This window comes from Pseudescherichia sp. L3, assembly GCF_024656065.1.
In the GTDB taxonomy this organism is placed as follows: domain Bacteria; phylum Pseudomonadota; class Gammaproteobacteria; order Enterobacterales; family Enterobacteriaceae; genus Pseudescherichia.
In genome coordinates this window covers 701,601-723,665 of record NZ_JANKYC010000002.1, presented here as the reverse complement: position 1 = coordinate 723,665, position 22,065 = coordinate 701,601, and the positions used below count along the sequence as shown (strand labels likewise).

The 22,065-nt window shown below is 59.1% G+C and carries 19 protein-coding genes; 5 read left to right on the top strand and 14 right to left on the bottom strand.

The features are described 5' to 3' along the window. Positions 1 to 23 precede the first annotated feature (23 nt). Positions 24 to 911, bottom strand: coding sequence for a LysR family transcriptional regulator (locus NR795_RS14960; RefSeq protein WP_257758621.1), 888 nt, complete (start codon positions 909 to 911; stop codon positions 24 to 26). A 135-nt stretch (positions 912 to 1,046) separates the two neighbouring features. Between NR795_RS14960 and NR795_RS14955 the strand changes: the two genes are divergently transcribed. Both NR795_RS14955 and NR795_RS14950 read left to right on the top strand, forming a co-directional pair. Continuing rightward, on the top strand, positions 1,047 to 1,454 hold the full coding sequence (locus tag NR795_RS14955) for a CidA/LrgA family protein (protein WP_257758620.1): 408 nt from the start codon (positions 1,047 to 1,049) through the stop codon (positions 1,452 to 1,454). After that, positions 1,451 to 2,140 (top strand): LrgB family protein, encoded by a 690-nt coding sequence (locus NR795_RS14950; protein ID WP_257758619.1) that lies wholly within the window; start codon positions 1,451 to 1,453, stop codon positions 2,138 to 2,140. The genes NR795_RS14955 and NR795_RS14950 overlap by 4 nt, the downstream gene beginning before the upstream one ends. Positions 2,141 to 2,155: 15 nt before the next feature. Here NR795_RS14950 and NR795_RS14945 read toward each other — a convergent pair whose 3' ends face one another. From NR795_RS14945 to acs, 4 genes are all read right to left on the bottom strand, one after another. Continuing rightward, the gene (locus tag NR795_RS14945) at positions 2,156 to 3,445 is read right to left on the bottom strand and encodes a Gfo/Idh/MocA family protein (protein ID WP_257758618.1); all 1,290 of its coding nucleotides are present in this window, start codon (positions 3,443 to 3,445) and stop codon (positions 2,156 to 2,158) included. A 106-nt stretch (positions 3,446 to 3,551) separates the two neighbouring features. Beyond that, complete coding sequence (gene actP / locus NR795_RS14940) at positions 3,552 to 5,201, bottom strand: cation/acetate symporter ActP (protein ID WP_144816700.1); 1,650 nt, start codon at positions 5,199 to 5,201, stop codon at positions 3,552 to 3,554. Beyond that, on the bottom strand, positions 5,198 to 5,512 hold the full coding sequence (locus NR795_RS14935) for a DUF485 domain-containing protein (RefSeq protein ID WP_144816698.1): 315 nt from the start codon (positions 5,510 to 5,512) through the stop codon (positions 5,198 to 5,200). The genes actP and NR795_RS14935 overlap by 4 nt, the downstream gene beginning before the upstream one ends. Before the next feature lie 81 nt (positions 5,513 to 5,593). Beyond that, complete coding sequence (acs, locus tag NR795_RS14930; RefSeq protein ID WP_144816695.1) at positions 5,594 to 7,552, bottom strand: acetate--CoA ligase; 1,959 nt, start codon at positions 7,550 to 7,552, stop codon at positions 5,594 to 5,596. 414 nt (positions 7,553 to 7,966) lie between these two features. Here acs and gltP point away from each other — a divergent pair, with 414 nt between their 5' ends. Beyond that, a complete protein-coding gene (gene gltP, locus NR795_RS14925) occupies positions 7,967 to 9,280 on the top strand; it encodes a glutamate/aspartate:proton symporter GltP (RefSeq protein WP_144816693.1) in 1,314 nt (437 codons plus the stop codon). Positions 9,281 to 9,418: 138 nt separating this feature from the next. On the opposite strand, the gene NR795_RS14920 is transcribed toward gltP, so the two are convergent. After that, entirely contained in the window at positions 9,419 to 9,571 is a 153-nt protein-coding gene (locus NR795_RS14920) for a Hok/Gef family protein (protein ID WP_042388790.1), read from the bottom strand. Positions 9,572 to 9,923: 352 nt separating this feature from the next. Beyond that, positions 9,924 to 12,071 carry a formate dehydrogenase subunit alpha gene (gene fdhF, locus NR795_RS14915; protein WP_144816691.1) on the bottom strand — a complete coding sequence of 716 codons (2,148 nt, stop codon included), beginning with the start codon at positions 12,069 to 12,071 and terminating at the stop codon, positions 9,924 to 9,926. 271 nt (positions 12,072 to 12,342) lie between these two features. Between fdhF and NR795_RS14910 the strand changes: the two genes are divergently transcribed. Next, the gene (locus NR795_RS14910) at positions 12,343 to 13,074 is read left to right on the top strand and encodes a response regulator (protein WP_144816860.1); all 732 of its coding nucleotides are present in this window, start codon (positions 12,343 to 12,345) and stop codon (positions 13,072 to 13,074) included. Here the strand turns inward: NR795_RS14910 and NR795_RS14905 are convergent. Genes NR795_RS14905 through NR795_RS14880 form a run of 6 tightly spaced genes read right to left on the bottom strand, consistent with a single transcriptional unit; the run spans position 13,053 to position 19,183 of the window. After that, positions 13,053 to 14,078 carry a carbohydrate kinase family protein gene (locus tag NR795_RS14905; RefSeq protein WP_144816689.1) on the bottom strand — a complete coding sequence of 342 codons (1,026 nt, stop codon included), beginning with the start codon at positions 14,076 to 14,078 and terminating at the stop codon, positions 13,053 to 13,055. The two genes, NR795_RS14910 and NR795_RS14905, sit on opposite strands and share 22 nt — an antisense overlap. Further along, positions 14,075 to 14,935, bottom strand: a complete 861-nt coding sequence (locus NR795_RS14900) for a ketose 1,6-bisphosphate aldolase (RefSeq protein WP_144816687.1) — start codon at positions 14,933 to 14,935, stop codon at positions 14,075 to 14,077. The genes NR795_RS14905 and NR795_RS14900 overlap by 4 nt, the downstream gene beginning before the upstream one ends. A 14-nt stretch (positions 14,936 to 14,949) precedes the next feature. Then, positions 14,950 to 15,645: a D-lyxose/D-mannose family sugar isomerase gene (locus NR795_RS14895; protein WP_257758617.1), complete on the bottom strand. Its 696-nt coding sequence runs from the start codon at positions 15,643 to 15,645 to the stop codon at positions 14,950 to 14,952. A gap of 54 nt (positions 15,646 to 15,699) precedes the next feature. Continuing rightward, positions 15,700 to 16,641, bottom strand: coding sequence for an ABC transporter substrate-binding protein (locus tag NR795_RS14890; protein ID WP_257758616.1), 942 nt, complete (start codon positions 16,639 to 16,641; stop codon positions 15,700 to 15,702). A gap of 30 nt (positions 16,642 to 16,671) precedes the next feature. Next, positions 16,672 to 17,679 (bottom strand): ribose ABC transporter permease, encoded by a 1,008-nt coding sequence (locus NR795_RS14885; protein ID WP_144816680.1) that lies wholly within the window; start codon positions 17,677 to 17,679, stop codon positions 16,672 to 16,674. Beyond that, positions 17,672 to 19,183 (bottom strand): sugar ABC transporter ATP-binding protein, encoded by a 1,512-nt coding sequence (locus NR795_RS14880; protein ID WP_257758615.1) that lies wholly within the window; start codon positions 19,181 to 19,183, stop codon positions 17,672 to 17,674. Before NR795_RS14880 ends, NR795_RS14885 begins: the two co-directional genes overlap by 8 nt. 114 nt (positions 19,184 to 19,297) lie before the next feature. On the opposite strand from NR795_RS14880, the gene NR795_RS14875 reads away from it, so the two are divergent. Further along, a complete protein-coding gene (locus tag NR795_RS14875; protein ID WP_257758614.1) occupies positions 19,298 to 21,580 on the top strand; it encodes a hybrid sensor histidine kinase/response regulator in 2,283 nt (760 codons plus the stop codon). On the opposite strand, the gene NR795_RS14870 is transcribed toward NR795_RS14875, so the two are convergent. Further along, complete coding sequence (locus NR795_RS14870) at positions 21,581 to 21,949, bottom strand: phosphonate C-P lyase system protein PhnH (RefSeq protein ID WP_257758613.1); 369 nt, start codon at positions 21,947 to 21,949, stop codon at positions 21,581 to 21,583. Between the last annotated feature and the right edge of the window lie 116 nt (positions 21,950 to 22,065).

The window sequence follows — 22,065 nt, the reverse complement described above, 5'->3', positions numbered from 1 at the left end:
GCGAAGCCGCCACCCGGCGTTTTTTACTCTGGCGGTAGCCAAAATCCCTCGCAGCACGCCAGCCACGCCTGGGCACTGTGCGACAGATAGATCCCCTTCCGCCAGATCATTCCCAACTGCCACTGCAAATCACTCTGCAAAGGGATCCAGCGCAATGTCTGCTTGTCCAGTCGCTGGCAAATCGGCTCCGGCAAAATCGCAATCCCCACTCCCGCCTGCACCATTGCGGCAAGAAAATCCCACTGGCCGCTGCGTACGGCGATGCGCGGCTTTACATCATGGCGGTTGAAGAGCTGCATTAGCTGCTGGCTGAGGGCAAAATCCTCGTTGTAGATCAGCAGCGGATGGTCGGCCAGCATCTCGGGGGAGACCGCCTCGCACTTCATCCAGTCGCCGGATCGGGGAACCAGCACGCACAGCGGATGGCTGAATAGGGGGAGGGTAGTCAGGGCGCTCTCCTCCTCTACCGGCAGAGCCGTCATCGCCAGATCCAGCTCGCCGTTCATGACCGCCTGCTGGACCGTTAAACCTCCAAACTCGGCGATTTTCAGCTCCACGCCGGGATGACGCTGACGAAACAGGCCGATCGGCCCGGCCATCAGCATGCCCACCATCGGCGGTATGCCCAGCCGCAGCACCCCTTTGTTGAGATGCTGAATATCGTCCAGCTCGGCCTCCAACTGGCGGAACTCAGCAAGAATGGCCTGGCCACGTTCAAACACCACCCGGCCGGTATCGGTGAGCAGCAGCCTGCGTCCATCGCGGATCAGCAGGGTCGTGTTTAGCTCGTCCTCCAGGTTTTTTAACATCTTGCTGATTGTGGGCTGGGTAACGAACAGCCGCTCCGCTGCGCGGGTGAAACTCTGCTGACGCACGACTTCCACAAAATAGCGCAGCGTTCTGATATCCATGGCTATTCCTTTCAACTGTTATTCCGGAAAACTACTATTCCGGAAGACTATGCATGCGATGAGTTTAATTCATTTCAACCCGCTGTAGTGGCTCTCTATACTGTGTCTTCGATCACATCTCATGGACATACCCTAATGGACGTGGCGTTAAGCCGTGTTACGCCTGCTCTCCTGCGCTGGCTGCAAATCCCGCTGCAGGTGCTGCTCTATGCCGGTCTCTTTGTTATGGCCCAGTATCTGGTGCAATGGCTCAGCCTGCCGCTGCCTGCTAACCTGGTAGGCATGGTCATTCTGCTCGCGCTGGTGACGTGCCGCATCGTTCCCCTGAAATGGGTGCGGGCCGGAGCAAGCTGGCTGCTGGCAGAGATGCTGCTCTTTTTTGTGCCTGCGGTGGTGGCGGTGGTGAATTACGCCCAGCTGCTGCTGATCGACGGCTGGCGTATTTTTGCCGTCATCGCCCTGAGCACGCTGATGGTTCTCGGGGCAACGGCCTGGGTGGTGGATAAGGTCTACCGCTACGAACTTCGCAGGCAGCGGCCATGACTGACTTTCACATGGGTCTGCTCTGCCTGGGCGTCACGCTACTCATCTACTTTGCCAATAAAAGGCTCTACCGCCGCTTTCGCACGCTGCCCCTGATGCCGCTGGTCTGCACGCCGATTGTGCTGGTACTGATGCTGGTGTTCGGCCATATCTCCTACCAGAACTACATGGGCGAGGCGCACTGGCTGCTATGGCTGCTCGGTCCGGCAACCATCGCCTTTGCGGTGCCGGTCTATGACAACCTGCCGATGATCAAGCGTCACTGGATGTCGCTTACCGCCGGGATAGTCACCGCGACGGTAGTGGCGGTGACCAGCTCGGTATGGCTGGCACGTCTGTTTACCCTGCCGGATGAGATCCAGCGCAGCCTGGCGGTGCGTTCGGTCACCACGCCCTTTGCGCTGGCAGCGGCCGGGCCGCTGGGAGGCCAGCCGGATCTGGTGGCGCTGTTTGTGGTGGTCACGGGCGTCTTCGGGATGGCAGTAGGGGATATGCTGTTTCTGCGCCTTGCTATCCGCGAAGGCATGGCGAAAGGGGCCGGGTTTGGCGCGGCCTCGCACGGGGCGGGGACGGCGCGATCCTACGAGCTGGGCCAGCAGGAGGGCGTTGTTGCCAGCCTGGTAATGATGCTTTCCGGGGTGGTGATGGTGCTGATTGCGCCGCTGGTCGCCAGAGTCATGTTCTGACCAGCGGCGTGGGCTTTACTTCAATCGGGCGACCAGCTCAAATTCGCGGAAGTTAACCGGGCGCTGCTGCTGCATGGAGATATTCCCGGCAATGCCGGTGAGGATCGACATTGCGCCCGCCCGGTGATCGGCGGCGCGCCTGAGGGGATCGTCCCCCGGTTCGCCGAACAGATCCGCCAGCATGGCATTATCCCCACCGCCGTGGCCGCCTTCGCCAACGGTGAACTCCGCTTTCCACGGCGCGGCAAACATCGGAAAGACCGTAATGTCGCACCCCTCCAGGCTACCTTCGTTCTCGCGTGCACCGCCGGCGTTAACGTAGGATTTCTCCACCAGCTTCATCTCCAGCCGTCCCGCGCTGCCGTTAAACACCACGTTCAGTCCCTCCCAGGGCAGGTAGGCATTCAGGGAGTAGGTGAGCTGCACCCGGTTCTGGTACTTCACCAGCACCGACAGGGTGTCTTCAATGGTAATGCCGTCGCTAAATACGCTCTGGTCGCGGAAGTAGTTATCCTCATGCTCGGCGTCGAGGTAGAGCGCTTTCAGCTGCGGGTTGTCGGCCATCTGTAATGCAAAGGGATCCGCTTTCGCCTGCTCATAGCCGTGGGCGCGTGGATAGAACTGCGTGACGCCGCGCCGCTCGGCATTCTCTTTACCGTAGAAGCGCAGCCCGCCCTCGGCGTAGACGCGCTCGGGATAGCTCCCCAGCCAGAAGTTCATCAGGTCAAAATGGTGAGTCGATTTATGCACCAGCAGGCCGCCGCTGTTGCGCTTCTCCCGGTGCCAGCGGCGGAAGTAGTCCGCGCCGTGTTCGGTGTTGAGCAGCCACTCAAAATGGACGGAGTAGACCTCGCCAATCGTACCGTTCATCAGCAGCTCGCGTATCTTGCTGTGGTGCGGCGCGTAGCGGTAGTTAAAGGCCACGCGCACGCTGCGGCCCGTCTCTTCGATAGCGTCAAGGATACGCAGGGCGCGCTGCTCATCAATGGTCATCGGCTTTTCAGTAATGACGTCGCACCCGGCCCGTAGCGCCTGCACGATATAGTCATCGTGGGTGCGGTCCATGGTAGTAACAATAATCGTGTCCGGACGTGTTTCGCGGATCATCTCGGCAAACTGCTCTGCTTTCCAGGTGGATACCGGCTCGCTATCGCTGCTCTGTAACAGCTGATTCGCGTAGTCCATCCGCGTCTGGTTGGTATCGCAGAAGGCCACCAGCTGCGCCGTTTCGCGCCACTGACCACCAATAGCAGAGATGTACAGTCCGGCCCGACCACCGGTTCCGACAAGGGCATATCGCTTCATCGTATCCTCTCGTATTAAAACAACGTTTCAAATAGATTGGGATACTGTATCGCGACTGTAAGAAGAGAACTGTGATCCCCGGCCAGAATGGCCGGGGAGGAGAGGATTAATGCGCGCGACCCTGATCGATACCCAGCCCGGTTTGCGAGCGGATAAACTGGGCACGGAATTTCTCACGCTCCAGATTACCCTCCGGTGAGTTATCGGTGGCGGAGAAGACCCAGATACCGATAAACGCCACGGCGATAGAGAAGAGCGCCGGGTACTCGTACGGGAAGATCGCCTTCTCATGGCCAAGGATCTGTACCCAGATCGTCGGGCCAAGCACCATCAGCACTATCGCCGTCAACAGCCCCAGCCAGCCGCCAATCATAGCCCCACGGGTGGTGAGCTTCGACCAGTACATAGAGAGCAGGATGATAGGGAAGTTGCAGCTGGCAGCAATAGAGAAGGCCAGTCCCACCATAAAGGCGATGTTCTGGTTCTCAAACAGAATGCCAAGCAGGATGGCGACGACCCCAAGGGCCAGCACGGTAATTTTCGACACTCTCAGCTCGTCGCGCTCGGAGGCGCCTTTGCGGAAGACGTTAGCATAGAGATCGTGCGATACCGCCGATGCCCCTGCCAGCGTCAGCCCGGCAACCACCGCCAGAATAGTGGCAAAGGCCACGGCAGAGATGAAGCCCAGGAAGAGGTTCCCGCCTACCGCATTGGCCAGATGCACCGCCGCCATGTTGTTGCCGCCGATCAGCGCGCCTGCCGCATCTTTAAACGCCGGGTTAGCCCCGACCAGCATGATCGCACCAAAGCCGATAATAAAGGTCAGGATGTAGAAGTAGCCCATAAACCCGGTGGCGTAGAAGACGCTCTTCCGTGCCTCGCGTGCGTCGCTGACGGTAAAGAAGCGCATCAGGATATGCGGCAGCCCGGCGGTACCAAACATCAGGCCGAGACCAAGGGAGAGGGCCGAGATCGGATCCTTCACCAGCCCGCCAGGACTCATGATAGCCGCCCCTTTCGGATGCACCGCCATCGCCTCGCTGAACAGGTTATTGAAGCTGAAGCCGACGTGCTTCATCACCATAAAGGCCATAAAGCTGGCCCCGAACAGCAGCAGCACCGCCTTGATGATCTGTACCCAGGTCGTGGCCAGCATACCGCCGAACAGCACGTACATCACCATCAGCACGCCCACCAGCACTACCGCAATGTGGTAGTTGAGGCCGAACAGCAGCTGGATAAGCTTGCCCGCGCCGACCATCTGGGCAATCAGATAGAGCGCGACCACTACCAGCGAGCCGCAGGCGGAGAGAATGCGGATCGGCCCCTGCTTCAGACGGTAGGAGGCGACGTCGGCAAAGGTAAAGCGTCCGAGATTACGCAGACGTTCGGCGATCAAAAACAGAATAATTGGCCAGCCGACGAGGAAGCCGAGAGAGTAGATCAGCCCGTCGTAGCCAGAGGTATAGACCAGCGCCGAGATGCCGAGGAACGAGGCGGCGGACATAAAATCACCCGCGATCGCCAGCCCGTTCTGGAAGCCAGTGATATTGCCGCCTGCGGTGTAGTAATCATTACGCGAGCGGACGCGCTTCGAGGCCCAGTAGGTGATGTAAAGCGTCAGGACCACGAAGATCAGGAACATAATGATCGCCTGCCAGTTGGTTGGCTGGCGCTGTACCGCACCGGAGATAGCATCGGCTGCATTCGCAGCAAAAGGAAGCGTGGCGGCAAGCGCCGTCAGAAGACGTTTCATGATGCTTTTACCTCGCGCAGGACGGCCTTGTTGAGTCGGTCGAACTCCCCGTTAGCGCGCCATACATAGACGCCGGTCAGCAGGAACGAAATGATAATGACACCGATGCCGATGGGAATGCCGCGCGTCACGCTGGTTCCCGGGTGGAGCGGGGTACCGAGCCAGCCGGGAGCAAAGGCGATCAGGAGAATAAAGCCGACATAGATAATCAGCATGATGATGGAAAGGATAAAGGCAAACCGTTGCCGTTTCTTGACGAGCTCCCTGTAGTGCGCACTATTCTCTATCTGCTGACAAATATCGTTATTCATCACAGAGTCTCCAGACGTATTTTGTAGGGGAGGGTTATTATTATTCCCTCTCCCATGCGGGAGAGGGTGAGGATGGAATCGTTACGACGGCATGGTGATACCCTGCTTCTCTTCGAGCAGTTTTTCCACCACGCCCGGATCGGCCAGCGTTGAGGTATCTCCGAGGTTGCTGGTGTCCCCAGCGGCAATCTTGCGCAGAATGCGGCGCATGATTTTGCCGGAGCGCGTTTTCGGCAGCGAGTCGGTCCAGTGCAGCACGTCCGGCGTGGCCAGCGGGCCGATCTCTTTGCGGACCCAGTTGCGCACTTCGGTGTAGAGCGCCGGGGACGGCTCTTCGCCGTGATTCAGCGTGACGTAGGCGTAGATCGCCTGGCCCTTAATGTTGTGGGGGATGCCCACGACTGCCGCTTCCGCGATTTTAGGATGCGAGACCAGCGCGGATTCAATCTCCGCCGTGCCGAGGCGATGGCCGGAGACGTTGAGCACGTCGTCCACCCGGCCAGTGATCCAGTAGTAGCCGTCCTCGTCGCGCCGCGCGCCGTCACCGCTGAAGTACATGTTTTTAAAGGTCGAGAAGTAGGTCTGCTCGAAGCGCTCGTGATCGCCAAACAGCGTACGCGCCTGGCCAGGCCAGGAGTCGACTATCGCCAGGTTGCCTTCGGTGGCACCGTCCAGCGGCGTCCCTTCGTTATCTACCAGCGCCGGCTGAACGCCAAAGAAGGGACGGGTCGCAGAGCCCGCTTTCAGCTCGGTGGCACCCGGCAGCGGGGCGATCATGAAGCCTCCGGTTTCGGTTTGCCACCAGGTGTCGATGACCGGGCACTTCTCGTTACCGATCTTCTTCCAGTACCACTCCCAGGCTTCCGGGTTGATCGGTTCACCCACCGAGCCGAGGATACGCAGCGACGATCGGTCGGTACCGGCAATCGCCTTGTCGCCTTCCGCCATCAGGGCGCGGATCGCCGTCGGTGCGGTATAAAGAATATTAACCTGGTGCTTATCGACCACCTGCGCCATACGGGCCGGGGTAGGCCAGTTCGGTACGCCCTCAAACATCAGGGTAGTGGCCCCGCAGGCCAGCGGGCCGTAGAGCAGATAGCTGTGACCGGTGACCCAGCCAACGTCGGCGGTGCACCAGTAGATGTCGCCGGGATGGTAATCAAAGACATACTTAAAGGTGGTGGCTGCATAGACCAGATAGCCGCCGGTGGTGTGCAGCACCCCTTTTGGCTTACCGGTGGAGCCAGAGGTATAGAGGATAAAGAGCGGATCTTCCGCGTTCATCTCTACCGGCTGATGCTCGCTGCTGGCCTGCGCCATGACGTCGCTCCACCAGAGATCGCGCCCCTCCTGCCACTCAATATTACCCCCGGTACGCTTGAGCACTACCACATGTTCGATAGTGGTTACGTTGGGATTTTTCAGCGCATCGTCGACGTTCTTTTTCAGCGGGATGCTGCGCCCGGCCCGCACGCCCTCGTCGGCGGTGATCACCAGCCGCGAGCTGGAGTCGATAATGCGTCCGGCCACCGCTTCCGGTGAGAAGCCGCCAAAGATCACGGAGTGAATAGCGCCGATGCGCGCGCAGGCGAGCATGGCTACCGCCGCCTCCGGCACCATGGGCATATAGATCGCTACCACGTCGCCTTTTTTGATGCCCAGCGCCAGCAGAGCATTGGCGAAGCGGCAGACGTCGGCGTGCAGCTCGCGATATGAGATATGTTTGCTCTGCTGGGCGTCGTCGCCTTCCCAGATAATGGCCGTCTGATCGCCGCGCTCGGCCAGGTGCCTGTCGAGGCAGTTGGCGGCCAGGTTAAGTGTGCCATCCTCATACCATTTAATAGAGACGTTACCCGGCGCGAAGGAGGTATTTTTTACCTTCTGATAGGGCCGGATCCAGTCAAGAATTTTGCCCTCTTCACCCCAGAAGGTCTCAGGATCGCTGACGGATTGCTGATATTTCGCCTCATACTGCTCCGGGTTAATCAGGCAATTTTCCGCGATATTGGCGGGAACAGAGTGTTTATGTATTTGGCTCATGGCTTTTGTTCTCCTTGTAAGATGTTAAGGATATGTCACGTAAACGTTAAGGGAAGAGTGAAGCACGGCTTTGTTTACTTTTTGGGCGGAAGATCACGCATTGTTTGAATGGTTGAAAATTCAGCAAATGAATCTTTGCAGGGAAATAATCACCAGTAGTGATGTTTGCAGGAGAGGTAATGAAAAGCTTATCCATAACATATAGTTATGCATTAAGTGTGGGATAAAAGTCGCTTCTTATGCACTTTCGTGGTGAAAGACCCTCATCTTAAAGGGTTGCACTTGATACCATGCAGATGGTACTGATAATGCGCATTAAAAAACCCCGCTTTACTAAGCAACGCTAATCACACCCCTTTCAGTATGTATCGTTCCGGTACACGGAATGGTGCTTCATTGAGGACGTCTGTAGTTATGAAAAATGTGAAAGTCAGCCTGGCCTGGCAGATTTTGCTGGCCCTTGTGCTGGGTATTCTTCTGGGTAGTTTCCTGCATTACCAAAGCGATAGCCGCGAGTGGCTGATTGCAAACCTGCTTTCACCGGCGGGCGATATCTTTATCCACCTGATCAAGATGATTGTGGTTCCGATTGTAATCTCCACGCTGGTTGTGGGCATTGCAGGCGTGGGCGATGCGAAGCAGCTTGGCCGTATCGGTGTCAAAACGATTCTCTATTTTGAAATCATCACTACCGTTGCCATCGTGCTGGGTATCACGCTGGCGAACGTGTTCCAGCCGGGGGCGGGCATTGATATGACGCAGCTGGCGACGGTGGATATTTCAAAATATCAGAGCACTACGGCGGAAGTGCAGAGCCATGCCCACGGGCTGATGGGCACTATTCTCTCGCTGGTTCCGACGAATATTGTCGCCTCTATGGCGAAGGGCGACATGCTGCCGATCATCTTCTTCTCGGTGCTGTTTGGCCTCGGGCTGTCGTCCCTGCCTGCCGCGCACCGCGATCCGCTGGTGACCGTGTTCCGCTCTATTTCAGAGACCATGTTTAAAGTCACCCACATGGTGATGCGCTATGCGCCAATTGGTGTGTTTGCTCTGATCTCGGTGACGGTAGCCAACTTTGGCTTCGCCTCCCTGTGGCCGCTCGCCAAGCTGGTTATCCTGGTCTACGTGGCGATCCTGTTCTTTGCGCTGGTGGTGCTGGGCGCGGTGGCGCGGATGTGCAAGCTAAGCATCTGGACGCTGATCCGTATCCTGAAGGACGAGCTGATCCTGGCCTACTCCACTGCCAGCTCGGAGAGCGTTCTGCCGCGTATCATTGAGAAGATGGAGGCCTACGGTGCACCGGCGTCCATCACCAGCTTCGTGGTGCCGACCGGTTACTCCTTTAACCTCGACGGCTCTACGCTCTATCAGAGCATCGCCGCCATCTTTATCGCCCAGCTCTACGGCATTGACCTCTCTCTGGGCCAGGAGATCATCCTGGTGCTGACGCTGATGGTGACGTCGAAAGGCATCGCTGGCGTACCGGGGGTGTCCTTTGTGGTGCTGCTGGCGACCCTGGGCAGCGTGGGCATCCCGCTGGAAGGGCTGGCGTTTATCGCAGGCGTTGACCGTATCCTTGATATGGCCCGTACCGCGCTGAACGTGGTAGGTAACGCGCTGGCGGTGCTGGTGATTGCCAAGTGGGAACGCAAATTCGACAGCCAAAAAGCACTGGCCTACGAGCGCGAGACGCTGGGCAAATTTAAAACCACCGTCAATCAGTAGTCATTTATGAGTAATAAAAAAACCCGCCGAGGCGGGTTTTTTATTATTCACATAGTGTGAATGTATTTGTGAGAATTATAAAAGGGTGCATTAAGGACACAACGCTGGCAATTCGGGCGGGTTACCCCGCCCGTTGAGTTAGCCTGCTGTGCAGGCTAATTTAGCCGCCACCTCCTGACGATCGTTTTTTATATTAAACTCGCAAAGCCTTCCGCGGTTAATAAAGGCAAAGGTCAGAATTGTTAGACAAACCACTAACAGAATGGCTAACAGATATTTTAATGGCGTCATGCCTTTTACTCCTTGCAAAAAAAAGGGTAAGAGGCTACTCTCAACTTGTCGGAGTTGTGTGAGAGTAGCCCCCGGGTTTATGAAAACATTGCCCGGGGCTTTCAACTCTCTGACTACCACACTCTCAACGTTGTTCGGAATAACACTGAGCGTGCTTAAGACAGAAAGCCTTAAGCACCCGCCAATAATGATATCGCCTTCAGGTTAAAAGAAAAGAGAAATAGAGATGTAATTTTACTAACTTAATTACATTTTTCTTCGAGTGCACTCACAGGACTTTATAAATAATAATCCATATGAATATATAACACCGGCCTCTAATTCGAGGCCGGTGTTAATTAGCATGCCTGTTTTATCCTAATGCGCTCTCCCGCAGTCGGGATTTAAGCTTGTTATACTCGTCAATGACGTACCGCTCGGCGGCCTGCTGATCGTCGATTGCCTCCACGCGTACCGCGCAGTACTTATACTCTGGCGTTTTGGTTATCGGACTCAGGTTCTCCGTCACCAGTTCGTTACAGGCTCCAATCCACCACTGGTAGGTCATGTAGACCGCGCCCGGGTTCGGGCGGTCGCTGACCTGCGCCCGGGTGATGACTCTCCCCTTGCGCGAGTTGACCCACACCAGCGCCTCATCCTCAATGCCCAACCGGGCGGCGTCGGCGGTATTGATCTGCGCATAGCCTGGCTCATCGGCCAGCGCGGCCAGCGCCGCACAGTTGCCGGTCATTGAGCGGCAGGAGTAGTGACCCACCTCACGCACCGTAGAGAGCACCATCGGGTAGTCGTCGGTGAGCTTATCAATAGGGGCAACCCAGTCGCAGGTAAAGAACTTCGCCAGCCCGGTGTCGGTATCAAACTTCTCTTTAAAGAGGTATGACGTTCCCTGGTCAGCCTCTGACTCATCGCGGCATGGCCACTGAATATAGCCCAGCTCGCCCATCTTCTCGTAGGTCGCACCGTAGAAGTCCGGGCAGAGGTGGCGCAGCTCGTCCCAGATCTGCTGGGTAGTGTCGTAGTGCATCGGGTAGCCCATCCGCGTGGCGATCTCGCTGATGATCTGCCAGTCGGTTTTCAGATCCCACTGGGGTTCTACCGCCTTAAAGAAGCGCTGGAAACCACGATCCGCCGCCGTATAGACGCCCTCATGCTCGCCCCACGACGTTGACGGTAAAATCACATCCGCCGCCGCCGCAGTTTTGGTCATAAAGATATCCTGCACGATGACCAGCTCAAGGTCCGCAAACCCTTTGCGCACCGCCGAAAGCTCGGCGTCGGTCTGCAGCGGATCCTCGCCCATGATATAGGCCGCCCGCACTTCGCCATGCGCCGCCCGATGCGGCAGCTCGCTGATGCGGTAGCCGGTATGGGCCGGCAGGCTCTCTACGCCCCAGGCGCGGGCGAATTTTTCCCGATTCGCCGGATCGCTGATGTACTGGTAGCCTGGATAGGTGTCCGGCAGCGCGCCCATATCACACGCGCCCTGCACGTTGTTCTGTCCGCGTACCGGGTTGACGCCGACGTGCGCCTTGCCTAAGTTGCCGGTGAGCATCGCCAGGCTGGTGAGGGAACGCACCGTCTCAACCCCCTGATAGAACTGGGTCACGCCCATGCCCCACAGGATTGATGCCGTTTTCGCCCCGGCATAGAGCCGCGCCGCCTGACGGATCGCCTGAGCACTAACGCCGGTAATCTCCTCGACGGACTCTGGCGTGTAGCCTTCCACAATTTTGCAGTACTCTTCAAAGCCCTGGGTGCGGTTCGCCACGAACGCCGCGTCGTAGAGCTTCTCTTCAACAATGACATGCCCAAGGGCGTTGAGCAGCGCGATGTTCGAGCCGTTCTTCAACGCAAGGTGCATATCGGCAATGCGCGCGGTCTCGATTTTGCGCGGATCGCAGACAATAATTTTCGCCCCGTTACGCTTCGCACGGATCACATGATTGGCGACGATAGGGTGGGAATCTGCCGGGTTATAGCCAAAGATAAAGACTAAATCCGTGTTATCAATTTCCGTGATGGCATTACTCATTGCGCCATTACCGACCGACTGGTGCAGACCTGCAACCGAGGGGCCGTGTCAGACGCGTGCGCAGCAGTCGACGTTATTGGTGCCAATAACGGCGCGCGCAAATTTCTGCATCACATAGTTGGTTTCGTTGCCGGTACCGCGCGACGAGCCGGTGGTCTGAATGGCGTCCGGACCATATTTCTCTTTGATGGCGCTCAGGCGGTCGGCGACATAGTTCAGCGCTTCGTCCCAGGAGACCGCTTCCAGCTTACCGCCGCGCTGGCGACGGATCATGGGTGTTTTCAGACGCGGAGTGAGGATCTGGGTATCGTTGATAAAATCCCAGCCGTAGTAGCCTTTCAGGCACAGGGTTCCCTGATTGGTTTTCCCCTGCGCCGCCTCCGCGCGAACGATTTTTCCGTTATCCACCACGAGGTTGATCTTGCAACCTGAGGCGCAGTACGGGCAAACCGTGACGACTTTTTTCATCGCTTCTGCTCCAGTTAAATACAGCGCGCATTTGCGCTCCTGGCCCCACTATGCATCTTACATGCCACATTGTTACTGTGGGCATTGGCAGGGATTACGGGCGAGTACCGGGTAAAACCCTGTCGATGAACAGGGCATCGACACATTTGACGTGTCGAAAAACTAAGGGGTGTGACAGCGGTTAAAGATCCAGCACGTCGCAGTGTGATTTGCTGCCGATCCTCACCAGAATGGCTAACACTTAGGCATGTCTCTCTGGCGGGCGTAGATGATGAAACCGGCAATTCTGATAGTGGATGATGATGCGGCAGTCTGCGAACTCTTGCAGGATGTGCTTAATGAGCATGTCTTTGCCGTGCACGTCTGTCATAGCGGTCGGGATGCGTTAACGCTTGCCGCTGAGCAACCCGAAATCGCGCTGGTACTGCTCGATATGGTGCTGCCGGATACCAACGGGCTGATGGTGCTGCAACAGCTGCAGCGAGCGCGGCCTGCGCTACCGGTGGTAATGCTCACCGGGCTGGGCAGCGAATCGGACGTGGTGGTGGGCCTTGAGATGGGCGCAGACGACTATATCGCCAAACCCTTTAACCCCCGCGTGGTGGTGGCCCGCCTGAAGGCGGTGCTGCGGCGCACCGGTGCGCTAGCGGCGGAGAGTCCGCTCGCGAAAGGGGCGGATATGGCGTTTAACGGCTGGAGCCTGAATACGACCCGCTGTGAGCTGCACGATCCGCACGGCCAGCTGACGCCGCTCACCCAGGGCGAGTATGGCCTGCTGCTGGCGCTAATGCAGAATGCGCGACGGGTGCTGAGCCGCGAACAGCTGCTGGCCCTCACCCATAGCGAGAGCATGGATGTATTTGACCGCACCATCGACGTGTTGATTATGCGGCTACGGCGCAAAATCGAGCTGAACCCGCATCAGCCTGCGCTGATCAAAACCATTCGTGGCCTGGGCTACGTGTTCGCTGCCGACGTGGTTCATAATGAGATCGCGGCCTGAGCGTTATCGCGGATAAATGCCCGATGCTCATCCAAGGATTTCGCCCCGTCAATGGCGTTGGCGGCAAGCAGGCTGGCTCGGGCACAGACGTGGGCAAGCTGAATACTCTCTGGTAACGACCAGGCTTCATGGCAGCCGTAAAGGAACCCCGCGCAGAAGGCATCTCCCGCCCCCACGCTACCGATAATCTCCTCTTGCGCCAGGTGCCAGGAGGGGATCCAGATGCCCGGCTCCTGCGGCGTTTGCCCCCATGCCCCTTCAGGGCAGTGGATGACCACCCGCTGCTTCACGCCGGCGGCCAGCAGCTGCGCCGCTGCCTGGGCGATATGCTCGATATGCGGCTCGCCGTTTTCGTGGCGGATCGTCAGCTCGCTGAACTCGCCCGCCTCCAGCTCGTTGATCACCAGATAGTCCAGATGCTTCAGGGCGGGGTTTACCAGCGGGCGGTAGCGGGGATCGCCTTTGCGCGACACCAGATCCAGTGAGGTTTCAAAGCCCAGACCGTGCATCTGGGCCAGCAGCCGGGCGCTGCGGGTGCCAAACTCGTCGTCCGGCATATCCAGGCTGTCCAGCAGCAGCAGGTAGCCGAGATGGAAAATCTTCATGGTGCTATCAAGGCGATCGAAGGCGGGCAGATCCAGCAGGCGGTTGGCACCGGGAGAGTGAAAGAAGGTGCGCTGGCCGCTGGGATCGGTCATTACCTGCGACATGGAGGTGGGGGCAAAGGTGGTGCGCTGCACATGCTGGCGGTTGATGTGGTACTGCTCCAGCATCGCCATAATGTAGTCGCCGTCGTTATCTTCACCCACCAACCCCACCGCCTGTAGCGGCAGGCCGGTACGCATCTTCGCCAGCGTCAGCAGAACGTTCAACGGCGCGCCGCCGGTGGAGCGTTCGCTGTGGACAATCTCGGCCAGCCAGCCGCGCTCCGGCCACTGCACGATCTGGTGGACGTGATCCACCAGCATATTGCCCGCCGCGATAATGCCTCTGCGTGTCATCAGATTTTCCCCTCGCTGCCGAAGATGCGCATCTGCTCGGCAACAATGTCGGCGATCGCCTGCTCAATGCTGAGCATCAGCTCGGCGAACTCGTCATAGATCTGATCCCGCGCGGTCATGCTTTTGTCTACCGCGGCCAGGGCGGCCTGTGACATACCGGTATAGAAATTGATTTTATGGATCCCCAGGCTGATAGCGCGGCGGAAGTCCGCATCGCTGATGCCGGAGCCGCCATGCAGCACCAGCGGCAGGGCTGTCTGCTGGCGAATCGCCTCCAGGCGGGTAAAGTCGAGCTTCGGCTCACCTTTATATTTGCCATGGGCGTTGCCGATCGCCACGGCCAGCGCATCGATGCCGGTTCGGTCGACAAAGTCCCGGGCCTTTTGCGGATCGGTAAAGAAGGCCTCGTCGGCGTGGCCGTACAGCGCCCCACCTTCGTCACCGCCTACCGCCCCCAGCTCGCCCTCAACCGAGACGCCGACCGCGTGGCACATCTTCACCACCTCCCGCGTCTGGCGCACGTTCTCTTCATAGTCCAGCGTTGAGCCGTCAAACATCACGGAGGTAAAACCGAGGCGCAGCGCCTGAACAACCGCCTCAAAGTGCAGGCCGTGATCGAGGTTGAGCACCACCGGAATATCGTGCCGGGCGGCCTCATACTTCACCGCCTCTACCAGCGTATCCAGCGACAAATACTTAAAGTGCACTTCGGCAATGTTAATGATAAACGGCGAGCGCTGCTGTTTTGCGGCGGCAAACAGCGCCCGCAGAAAGTGGGTATCCAGTACGTTAAACGCACCCAGCGCATACTGGTGCACACGGGCATGTTTCAGACCTTCGGCAAGAGAGATCAGCGGCATTGCAGCCTCCTTGATTAGGGAACCGGGTAGAGAAACAGGGAATATTCGTTACAGAGCACCAGCTGGGCGGGCTCATCTTCTTCAATGCTGTTATAGCGATCGCGCGGCTCCAGGAAGTGGTTGTCATGGTCATCGTCATTGACGGAGGAGACCTCGCCCACCAGCACATCGCCAAAGCCGTGTTCGCCCCAGAAGCTGTGATACAGACCCGGCGGCAGGCAGATGCTCTCTCCTTGCGCCAGGCGCAGCTGGCTGCCCGCCGTATGCGTCTGTAAACAGCCGTCGATGGCCACCGTCACGTCGGTCTGTTCAGTCTGCTGGTCGACCCCGGCGTTCCACAGTTCGATAATCAAATTACCGCCGCCGCGGTTAATAATGTCTTCGCGCTTGCGCCAGTGAAAATGCATGGGGGTCAGCTGGCCGTCGCGGACGTGCATGATCTTTTCCGCATAGCATTTGGGCCACGGTGTCCCGGTGGGGGAGCCATTGCGTAGGGTAAATAGCGTCAGCCCCTGTGTCGCAAAGTTCGCTCCGCCAAAGGCGGTCACGTCCCAGCCCAGCCGGAGATCGAACACTTCCTGCCAGGCATCGGCAGGCAGCTGCCGCCAGCGGGCCGGGGCGAAGCTGGCAAATGCTGGCAGGTGCACGTCATGCATGGAGAAAAACTGCCGCGTATGGCCAAGGATTTCGTTAATCGCGGAGCGTTTCATATATGGCCTCCAGAGGCGTAGGCCGGGTAAGCGCAGCGCTACCCGGCATTTACGTTATTTAACCGTCCAGCCTTTGTAGTTCGCCACGCTCTGCTTATCGATCATCGTGACCGGGATCAGCACCGGCTCTTTCGGCGCAGGTTTGCCCTGCAGGATGTCATAGCCAATCTCCACCGCCTTCGCCGCCATCACCTGCGGATCCTGTGCCGGGGTCGCCACGAACAGGGAGTTCTCACGTTTCAGCGCCTCTTCCCCGTCCGGCGAGCCGTCTACGCCAACGATAAAGAACTCGTTACGCTGGGCCTGCTTCGCGGCAAGATCGGCCCCGATCGCTGTAGGATCGTTAATAGCGAATACGCCGTCGATCTTCGGATTGGCCGCCAGCAGGGAGGTCATGATCTCCAGGCCACCTTCGCGACTGCCCTTGGCGTTCTGGTTCCAGGAGAGCACCTTGATGCCTGGGTGACGCTTGAACTCGGTCTGGCAGCCCTCAACGCGGTTCTGCACCGCTGAGACCGGCGGCCCGTTGATGATCACCACGTCGCCTTTGCCTTTCAGGCGATCGGTGATGTACTTACAGGCGATCTCACCGGCCTGGGTGTTATCGGAGGTGATGGTCGCGTCAGCGCCCTCGGCCGCCACGTCAACGGCCACCACCACGATCCCGGCCTCTTTGGCGCGCTTCACCGCCGGGCCAATGCCTTTGGAGTCCGCCGCGTTGAGAATGATCATGTCTACTTTTGAGGCAATAAAGTTATCGATCTGCGATACCTGCTGGCCGAGATCGTAGCCGCTGGAGACTAGCGTCACCTTGACGTTCTCTCCGGCCAGCTTGCGCGCCTCCAGCTCTGCGCCCTTGGTGATCTGGACAAAGAACGGGTTCGCCAGGTCGCCCACCGTTACGCCGATGGACTTCAGATCTTTGGCCTGCGCAAACGGCGTTGCGGCAAGCAGTGCGCCAGCACAGAGCGCGGTGACTAAGGGTTTCAAACGCATATTCTGTTCCTTATGTGTAGGGTATTGTTGTTATGCACTTTGATGGTGACGGGTACGGTATTTATCGATTAGCACCGCAATGATGATCACCGCCCCTTTGATCACCAGCTGCCAGAAGTAGGAGACACCCATCAGCGTCATGCCGTTGTTGAGGGTGGCGATAATCAGCGCCCCCACCAGCGTACCGGTGATGGTGCCTATGCCGCCGACAAAGCTGGTGCCGCCGAGGATCACCGCCGCGATGGCGTCCAGCTCGTAGCCGGCGCCAAGGTTGCCGTTGGCGCTGTAGAGGCGCGAGGCGCTCATCACGCCGCCGAGGCCGGAGAGCAGGCCGCTCATGCCGTAGACAAAGAGCAGCACCAGCCACACCTTGATCCCGGTCAGGCGCGCCGCCTGCATGTTGCCGCCGACGGCGTAGATGTGAACCCCGAGGGTGGTTCGGCGCAGGATAAACCAGCAGATGGCGATCACCGCCAGGGCGATAACCACCAGCCACGGGATCGGCCCGAGATAGTTATTGCCGATCCACTCGAAGCTAATACTGGAGTTGATCACCGTGGTGCCATCCGCCAGCAGGTAGGCCGCGCCGCGCAGGGCGGTATAGGTGCCGAGGGTGACAATAAACGGCGGCAGCCCGGCAAAGGCCACCAGCGCACCGTTAAACAGACCCAGCACCAGGCCGAGCATCAGCGCCGCCGGGATCGACAGCATCGACAGCTCCGGGATTAATGAGACGACCATCGCCGCCACGGCGGTAGTGCCCAGTATCGAGCCCACCGACAGGTCAATACCGCCGGTTAAGATGATGAAAGTCATGCCCGCCGCCAGCACGATATTAATCGACGCCTGACGGGTGATATTGAGCAGGTTGCTCTCGGTAAAGAAGTTAGGCGCAATAAATCCAAAGACGGCGACGATCAGGATCAGGATCGGCAGGATCCCCACCGTTTGCATCAGATCCCCCATCAGCATTTTCTTTGCCGACGCGGATTTCGCCACCTGCTGTGGGGTTGGCGCTAAGGTCTCTTTTTTAGCCATGGTGTACCGCCTCATCTACGCCGGTTGCCAGCGTCATTATATTTTCCTGGGTGATCTCCTCTCCGTGCAGCTCGCCGGCAATGGTGCCTTCATGCATCACGTAGACGCGATCGCTCATGCCAACCACCTCCGGCAGCTCGCTGGAGATCATCAGGATCGCCACGCCTTTGTGCGCCATCTGGTTCATGATGCGATAGATCTCGCTTTTCGCCCCGACGTCGACGCCGCGCGTTGGCTCGTCGAGGATCAGAATGCGCGGATTAATGGCAACCCAGCGGGAGATCAGCAGCTTCTGCTGGTTGCCGCCGGAGAGCCCCCCCGCCCGCACCTGCGCGTGGGGAACGCGGATCTGTAAGAGCTGAATAGCATCGTCGGAGATGGCCTGGGCCTTTTTGCGATCCAGCATGCCGTAGTTCGCGTCGCGCTCCAGCGTTGCCATGGTGATATTTTCGGCAGCGGCCAGTTCGAGAAACAGCCCCTGCTCTTTACGGTTTTCGGTGAGAAAGCCAATGCCTAAATCGATAGCGGTACGCGGGGAGTGGATCACCACCGGCTCGCCGTCAATCTCAATGACCCCACCGGTGGCGCGACGTACGCCAAAAATCAGCTGCGCCAGCTCGGAGCGACCCGCGCCCACCAGCCCGGCGAGGCCGACGATCTCCCCGGCGCGCACGTGCAGGCTGATAGGGTGGATTTTGCCGCCGTCGGTGAGGTTCTGCACGTTGAGGCGGGTTTCGCCAGGGGTAATGTCGCGCTCTTTATTAAACAGGTCGCTGAGCGGACGGCCCACCATCATGCGCACCAGTTCGCCAGCGTTTAGCTTGTCGCGCATCAGGCTGCCGACGTACTGCCCATCACGCAGGACGCTGACGCGGTCGGAGAGCTCGTACACCTCGGCCATGCGGTGGCTGATATAGATAATTGCCATCCCCTCGTCGCGCAGGCGCAGGATCAGCTCAAACAGACGATGGGTTTCCCGGGAGGAGAGCGCGGCGGTGGGTTCATCCATCACCAGCACGCGGCTGTTGCGGTGCAGCGCCCGGGCGATCTCGACCTGCTGCTGCTCGGCAATGGTCAACTTCATCACCAGATCGCTGGCCTTAAACTGCGCCCCGAGGCGGTTAATGACGCTCTGTGCCTGGGTAACCATCTCTTTACGCTTTACCAGCCCACCGCTGGAGAGCTCGCTGCCGAGAAAAATGTTTTCGGCGACGGTGAGGTTCGGGGCGAGCTGCATCTCCTGGTAGATCAGGGTAATACCGGCAGAGAGTGCATCCTTCGGGCCTTTGATGCTGTAGGGCTGGCCGTCGATCAGGATCTCACCGCTGGTGGCGGTGTAAGCCCCGGCGAGGATCTTCATCAGCGTGCTTTTCCCCGCGCCGTTCTCTCCCATCAGGGCATGGATTTCACCGGGCCAGACCGTGAGATCCACACCCTTGAGCGCATAGAATTTGCCAAAGGCTTTGGCAATATTGCGCATTTCCAGTACCGGTGTCCTGCTCATGGCGGATCTCCTGCGAGGTGGGCGATATCAGCACTCCATCACAGGAACGTAAACGCAAAATGTCAGAGGCCGTTCATATTTGTCATATTGGGATTTTTCTTCCCGGAGCGTGATATGCCGCAGCAAGGAAGTCACTTTTTCGCCAGCGCACGCGGGCGATTGCTCATCTTTAACCTGCTGGTGATGGTAGTGACGCTGATGGTCAGCGGCGCGGCGGTGCTGGGGTTTCGCCACGCCAGCCAGATCCAGGAGCTGGTGCAGCAGCAGACGCTGGACGATATGTCCGGCAGCATGAACCTTGCGCGGGATACGGCGAACGTAGCGACGGCGGCGGTCAGGCTGTCGCAGGTGGTGGGGGCGCTGGAGTATCAGGGGGAAGCCGAGCGGCTGAAGGCGACGCAGGCGGCCCTGCAACGCTCGCTAGAACAGCTGGCCCATGCGCCGCTGGCGCGCAACGAGCAGCAGCTGGTGGCGCGCATCATACAGCGCAGCACCGAACTACAGCACAGCGCAACGCAGATGCTGGAGCGGGGCCATCGGCGTCACCTGCAGCGTAACGCGCTACTCAGCTCGCTCTACCAAAACCAGAGTTACCTGCATCAGATCCAGGGGATCCTGCTACGCGATGGCGGCAGCGTGCCGGATGCGCGACTGCTGGATGAGATAGACCGCCTGATCGGCGCGGCGATCCAAACCCCTTACCCGCGTCCGACGATAGCGGCGCTGGATACCATTATGGCCCAGCTGCCCGAGGGGGCGAGCGCACCCCTCATCAACACCGTGCTGGGCGACCTCACCGCCGAGCTGCGCAAGCTGGGGCCGCTCTCTTTGCAGCTTGAGGAGAGCGATCTGGCGATCAACTGGTACATGTACCATATCAAGGCGCTGGTGGCCTTTTTGAATACGGATATCAACCAGTACGTTGAACGCATCGTGGACGTGTCCCAGCAGCGTATCGATCGAAGCCACCGGGAGCTGAGGTCCATCATCCTGTTTATCATCGCCTTTACCTTGCTTGCGCTGGTGATCACCGGCTTTGCAGGCTGGTACATCTACCGGAACCTGGGGTCAAACCTGACGGCTATCTCCCGGGCGATGAGTCGGCTGGCTCGGGGGGAGCAGGATGTATCCGTTCCGGCGCTGCAGCGGCGGGACGAGCTGGGGGAGCTGGCGCGCGCGTTTAACGTCTTTGCCCGCAATACCGCCTCGCTGGAGCACACCTCCCGGCTGCTGCGAGAGAAGACCACCCAGATGGAGATTGACCGCACCGAACGGCAGGGGCTGGAGGAGGCGCTGCTGCACAGCCAGAAAATGAAAGCGGTGGGGCAGCTGACGGGCGGACTGGCGCACGATTTTAATAACCTGCTGGCGGTGATCATTGGCAGCCTGGAGCTGGTCAGCCCCGGTTCGCCGGATGCGCCGCGCATCAGCCGGGCGCTGAAGGCCGCCGAGCGGGGCGCGCTGCTCACCCAGCGCCTGCTGGCGTTTTCGCGCAAGCAGTCCCTGCACCCGCAGGCGGTGGCGATGCAGCCTCTGCTGGAAAACCTCACCGAGCTGCTGCGCCACTCTCTGCCTGCCTCCCTGACGCTGGAGATTGAGGCGCAACAGCCGGCGTGGGCGGCATGGATCGACGTCGGACAGCTGGAGAACGCCCTGATCAACCTGGTGATGAACGCCCGCGATGCGATGGAGGGCAGGAGCGGCGTTATCCGCATCCGCACCTGGAACCAACGGGTTACGCGCAGCGATGGACGCCGTCAGGATATGGTGACGCTGGAGGTGGCCGATCGCGGCTGCGGTATGTCGCAGGAGATTAAAGCCCGGGTATTCGAACCCTTTTTTACCACCAAGCAGACCGGCAGCGGCAGCGGCCTTGGCCTGTCGATGGTCTACGGGTTTATTCGCCAGTCCGGCGGGCGGGTAGAGATTGAGAGCGCGCCGGAGCAGGGCACAACGGTGCGGCTGCACCTGCCCCGCGCCTCAGAGCTGGCTCATGACATCAACGCACCGGAATTGATACCCGATGGCGATAACACCGACCGGCTGATTCTGGTCCTGGAGGATGAAGCCGACGTGCGCCAGACGCTGTGCGAGCAGCTGCACCAGCTCGGCTACCTGACGCTGGAGGCGGAAAACAGCGAGCAGGCGCTGGCGCTGCTGGCCGCCGCGCCGGATATCGATTTTCTGCTGAGCGATTTGATGCTGCCGGGCAGGCTGAGCGGTGCGGAGGTTATACAGTTTGCTCGCCAGCACTATCCCGGACTGGCGCTGCTACTGATCAGCGGCCAGGATCTGCGCCCGGCGGACAACCCGGCTCTGCCGGACGTTGAGCTGCTGCGTAAACCCTTTACCCGCGCCCAGCTGGCGCAGGCGCTACGAAAAGCGCAGACGCGCTAGTTAACGGACTTCGATATGGGTCGTGCGCGGAATGGCCATCAGGCGTTCGCCGCAGGTCAGGAGCAGATCGACATCCGGCGAGAAGGGGGGCAGACGTTCGCTAAGCTCATGCACGATGCGCTCCGGCAGCTGGGGAGCAACCATGCGCTCATCGGCGATGCCGTTGCCGGTCAGGCGCAGCATCCGCCCGCCGCTCAGGCTGGCAACCTGTAAAATCAGCGGGGCGCGGCTGCTATCGGTTAACGTTAGCAGCACGCTGGCGAGATCGAGCGACTGGCACTCATCGTTAAGCGGGCTGAAGGTGACAATGACCCCCGGCTCGCTCATGGCTTTAGATAGACGGCGAAAATGGTGTTGAGCACCCTGCATGGACGACCTCCGGTTAGAATCGTCCTATCCTGGCCGCCGAGTGTGACATTTGGGTTAAGTTACCATGACCGGATAATGAAGATAGTGCCAGCACGGTCTGAAAATGGGTCGCCGGA

Bases quoted from the DNA above. Each gene is read 5' to 3' on its own strand.
- NR795_RS14900 (WP_144816687.1), bottom strand. From the start codon at position 14,935: ATGCCGCTGATCTCTCTTGCCGAAGGTCTGAAACATGCCCGTGTGCAC.
- NR795_RS14880 (WP_257758615.1), bottom strand. From the start codon at position 19,183: ATGAGCAGGACACCGGTACTGGAAATGCGCAATATTGCCAAAGCCTTT.
- NR795_RS14935 (WP_144816698.1), bottom strand. From the start codon at position 5,512: ATGAATAACGATATTTGTCAGCAGATAGAGAATAGTGCGCACTACAGG.
- NR795_RS14885 (WP_144816680.1), bottom strand. From the start codon at position 17,679: ATGGCTAAAAAAGAGACCTTAGCGCCAACCCCACAGCAGGTGGCGAAA.
- gltP (WP_144816693.1), top strand. From the start codon at position 7,967: ATGAAAAATGTGAAAGTCAGCCTGGCCTGGCAGATTTTGCTGGCCCTT.
- NR795_RS14875 (WP_257758614.1), top strand. From the start codon at position 19,298: ATGCCGCAGCAAGGAAGTCACTTTTTCGCCAGCGCACGCGGGCGATTG.
- acs (WP_144816695.1), bottom strand. From the start codon at position 7,552: ATGAGCCAAATACATAAACACTCTGTTCCCGCCAATATCGCGGAAAAT.
- NR795_RS14895 (WP_257758617.1), bottom strand. From the start codon at position 15,645: ATGAAACGCTCCGCGATTAACGAAATCCTTGGCCATACGCGGCAGTTT.
- NR795_RS14870 (WP_257758613.1), bottom strand. From the start codon at position 21,949: ATGCAGGGTGCTCAACACCATTTTCGCCGTCTATCTAAAGCCATGAGC.
- NR795_RS14910 (WP_144816860.1), top strand. From the start codon at position 12,343: ATGAAACCGGCAATTCTGATAGTGGATGATGATGCGGCAGTCTGCGAA.
- NR795_RS14945 (WP_257758618.1), bottom strand. From the start codon at position 3,445: ATGAAGCGATATGCCCTTGTCGGAACCGGTGGTCGGGCCGGACTGTAC.
- NR795_RS14955 (WP_257758620.1), top strand. From the start codon at position 1,047: ATGGACGTGGCGTTAAGCCGTGTTACGCCTGCTCTCCTGCGCTGGCTG.
- NR795_RS14950 (WP_257758619.1), top strand. From the start codon at position 1,451: ATGACTGACTTTCACATGGGTCTGCTCTGCCTGGGCGTCACGCTACTC.
- NR795_RS14890 (WP_257758616.1), bottom strand. From the start codon at position 16,641: ATGCGTTTGAAACCCTTAGTCACCGCGCTCTGTGCTGGCGCACTGCTT.
- NR795_RS14920 (WP_042388790.1), bottom strand. From the start codon at position 9,571: ATGACGCCATTAAAATATCTGTTAGCCATTCTGTTAGTGGTTTGTCTA.
- NR795_RS14960 (WP_257758621.1), bottom strand. From the start codon at position 911: ATGGATATCAGAACGCTGCGCTATTTTGTGGAAGTCGTGCGTCAGCAG.
- actP (WP_144816700.1), bottom strand. From the start codon at position 5,201: ATGAAACGTCTTCTGACGGCGCTTGCCGCCACGCTTCCTTTTGCTGCG.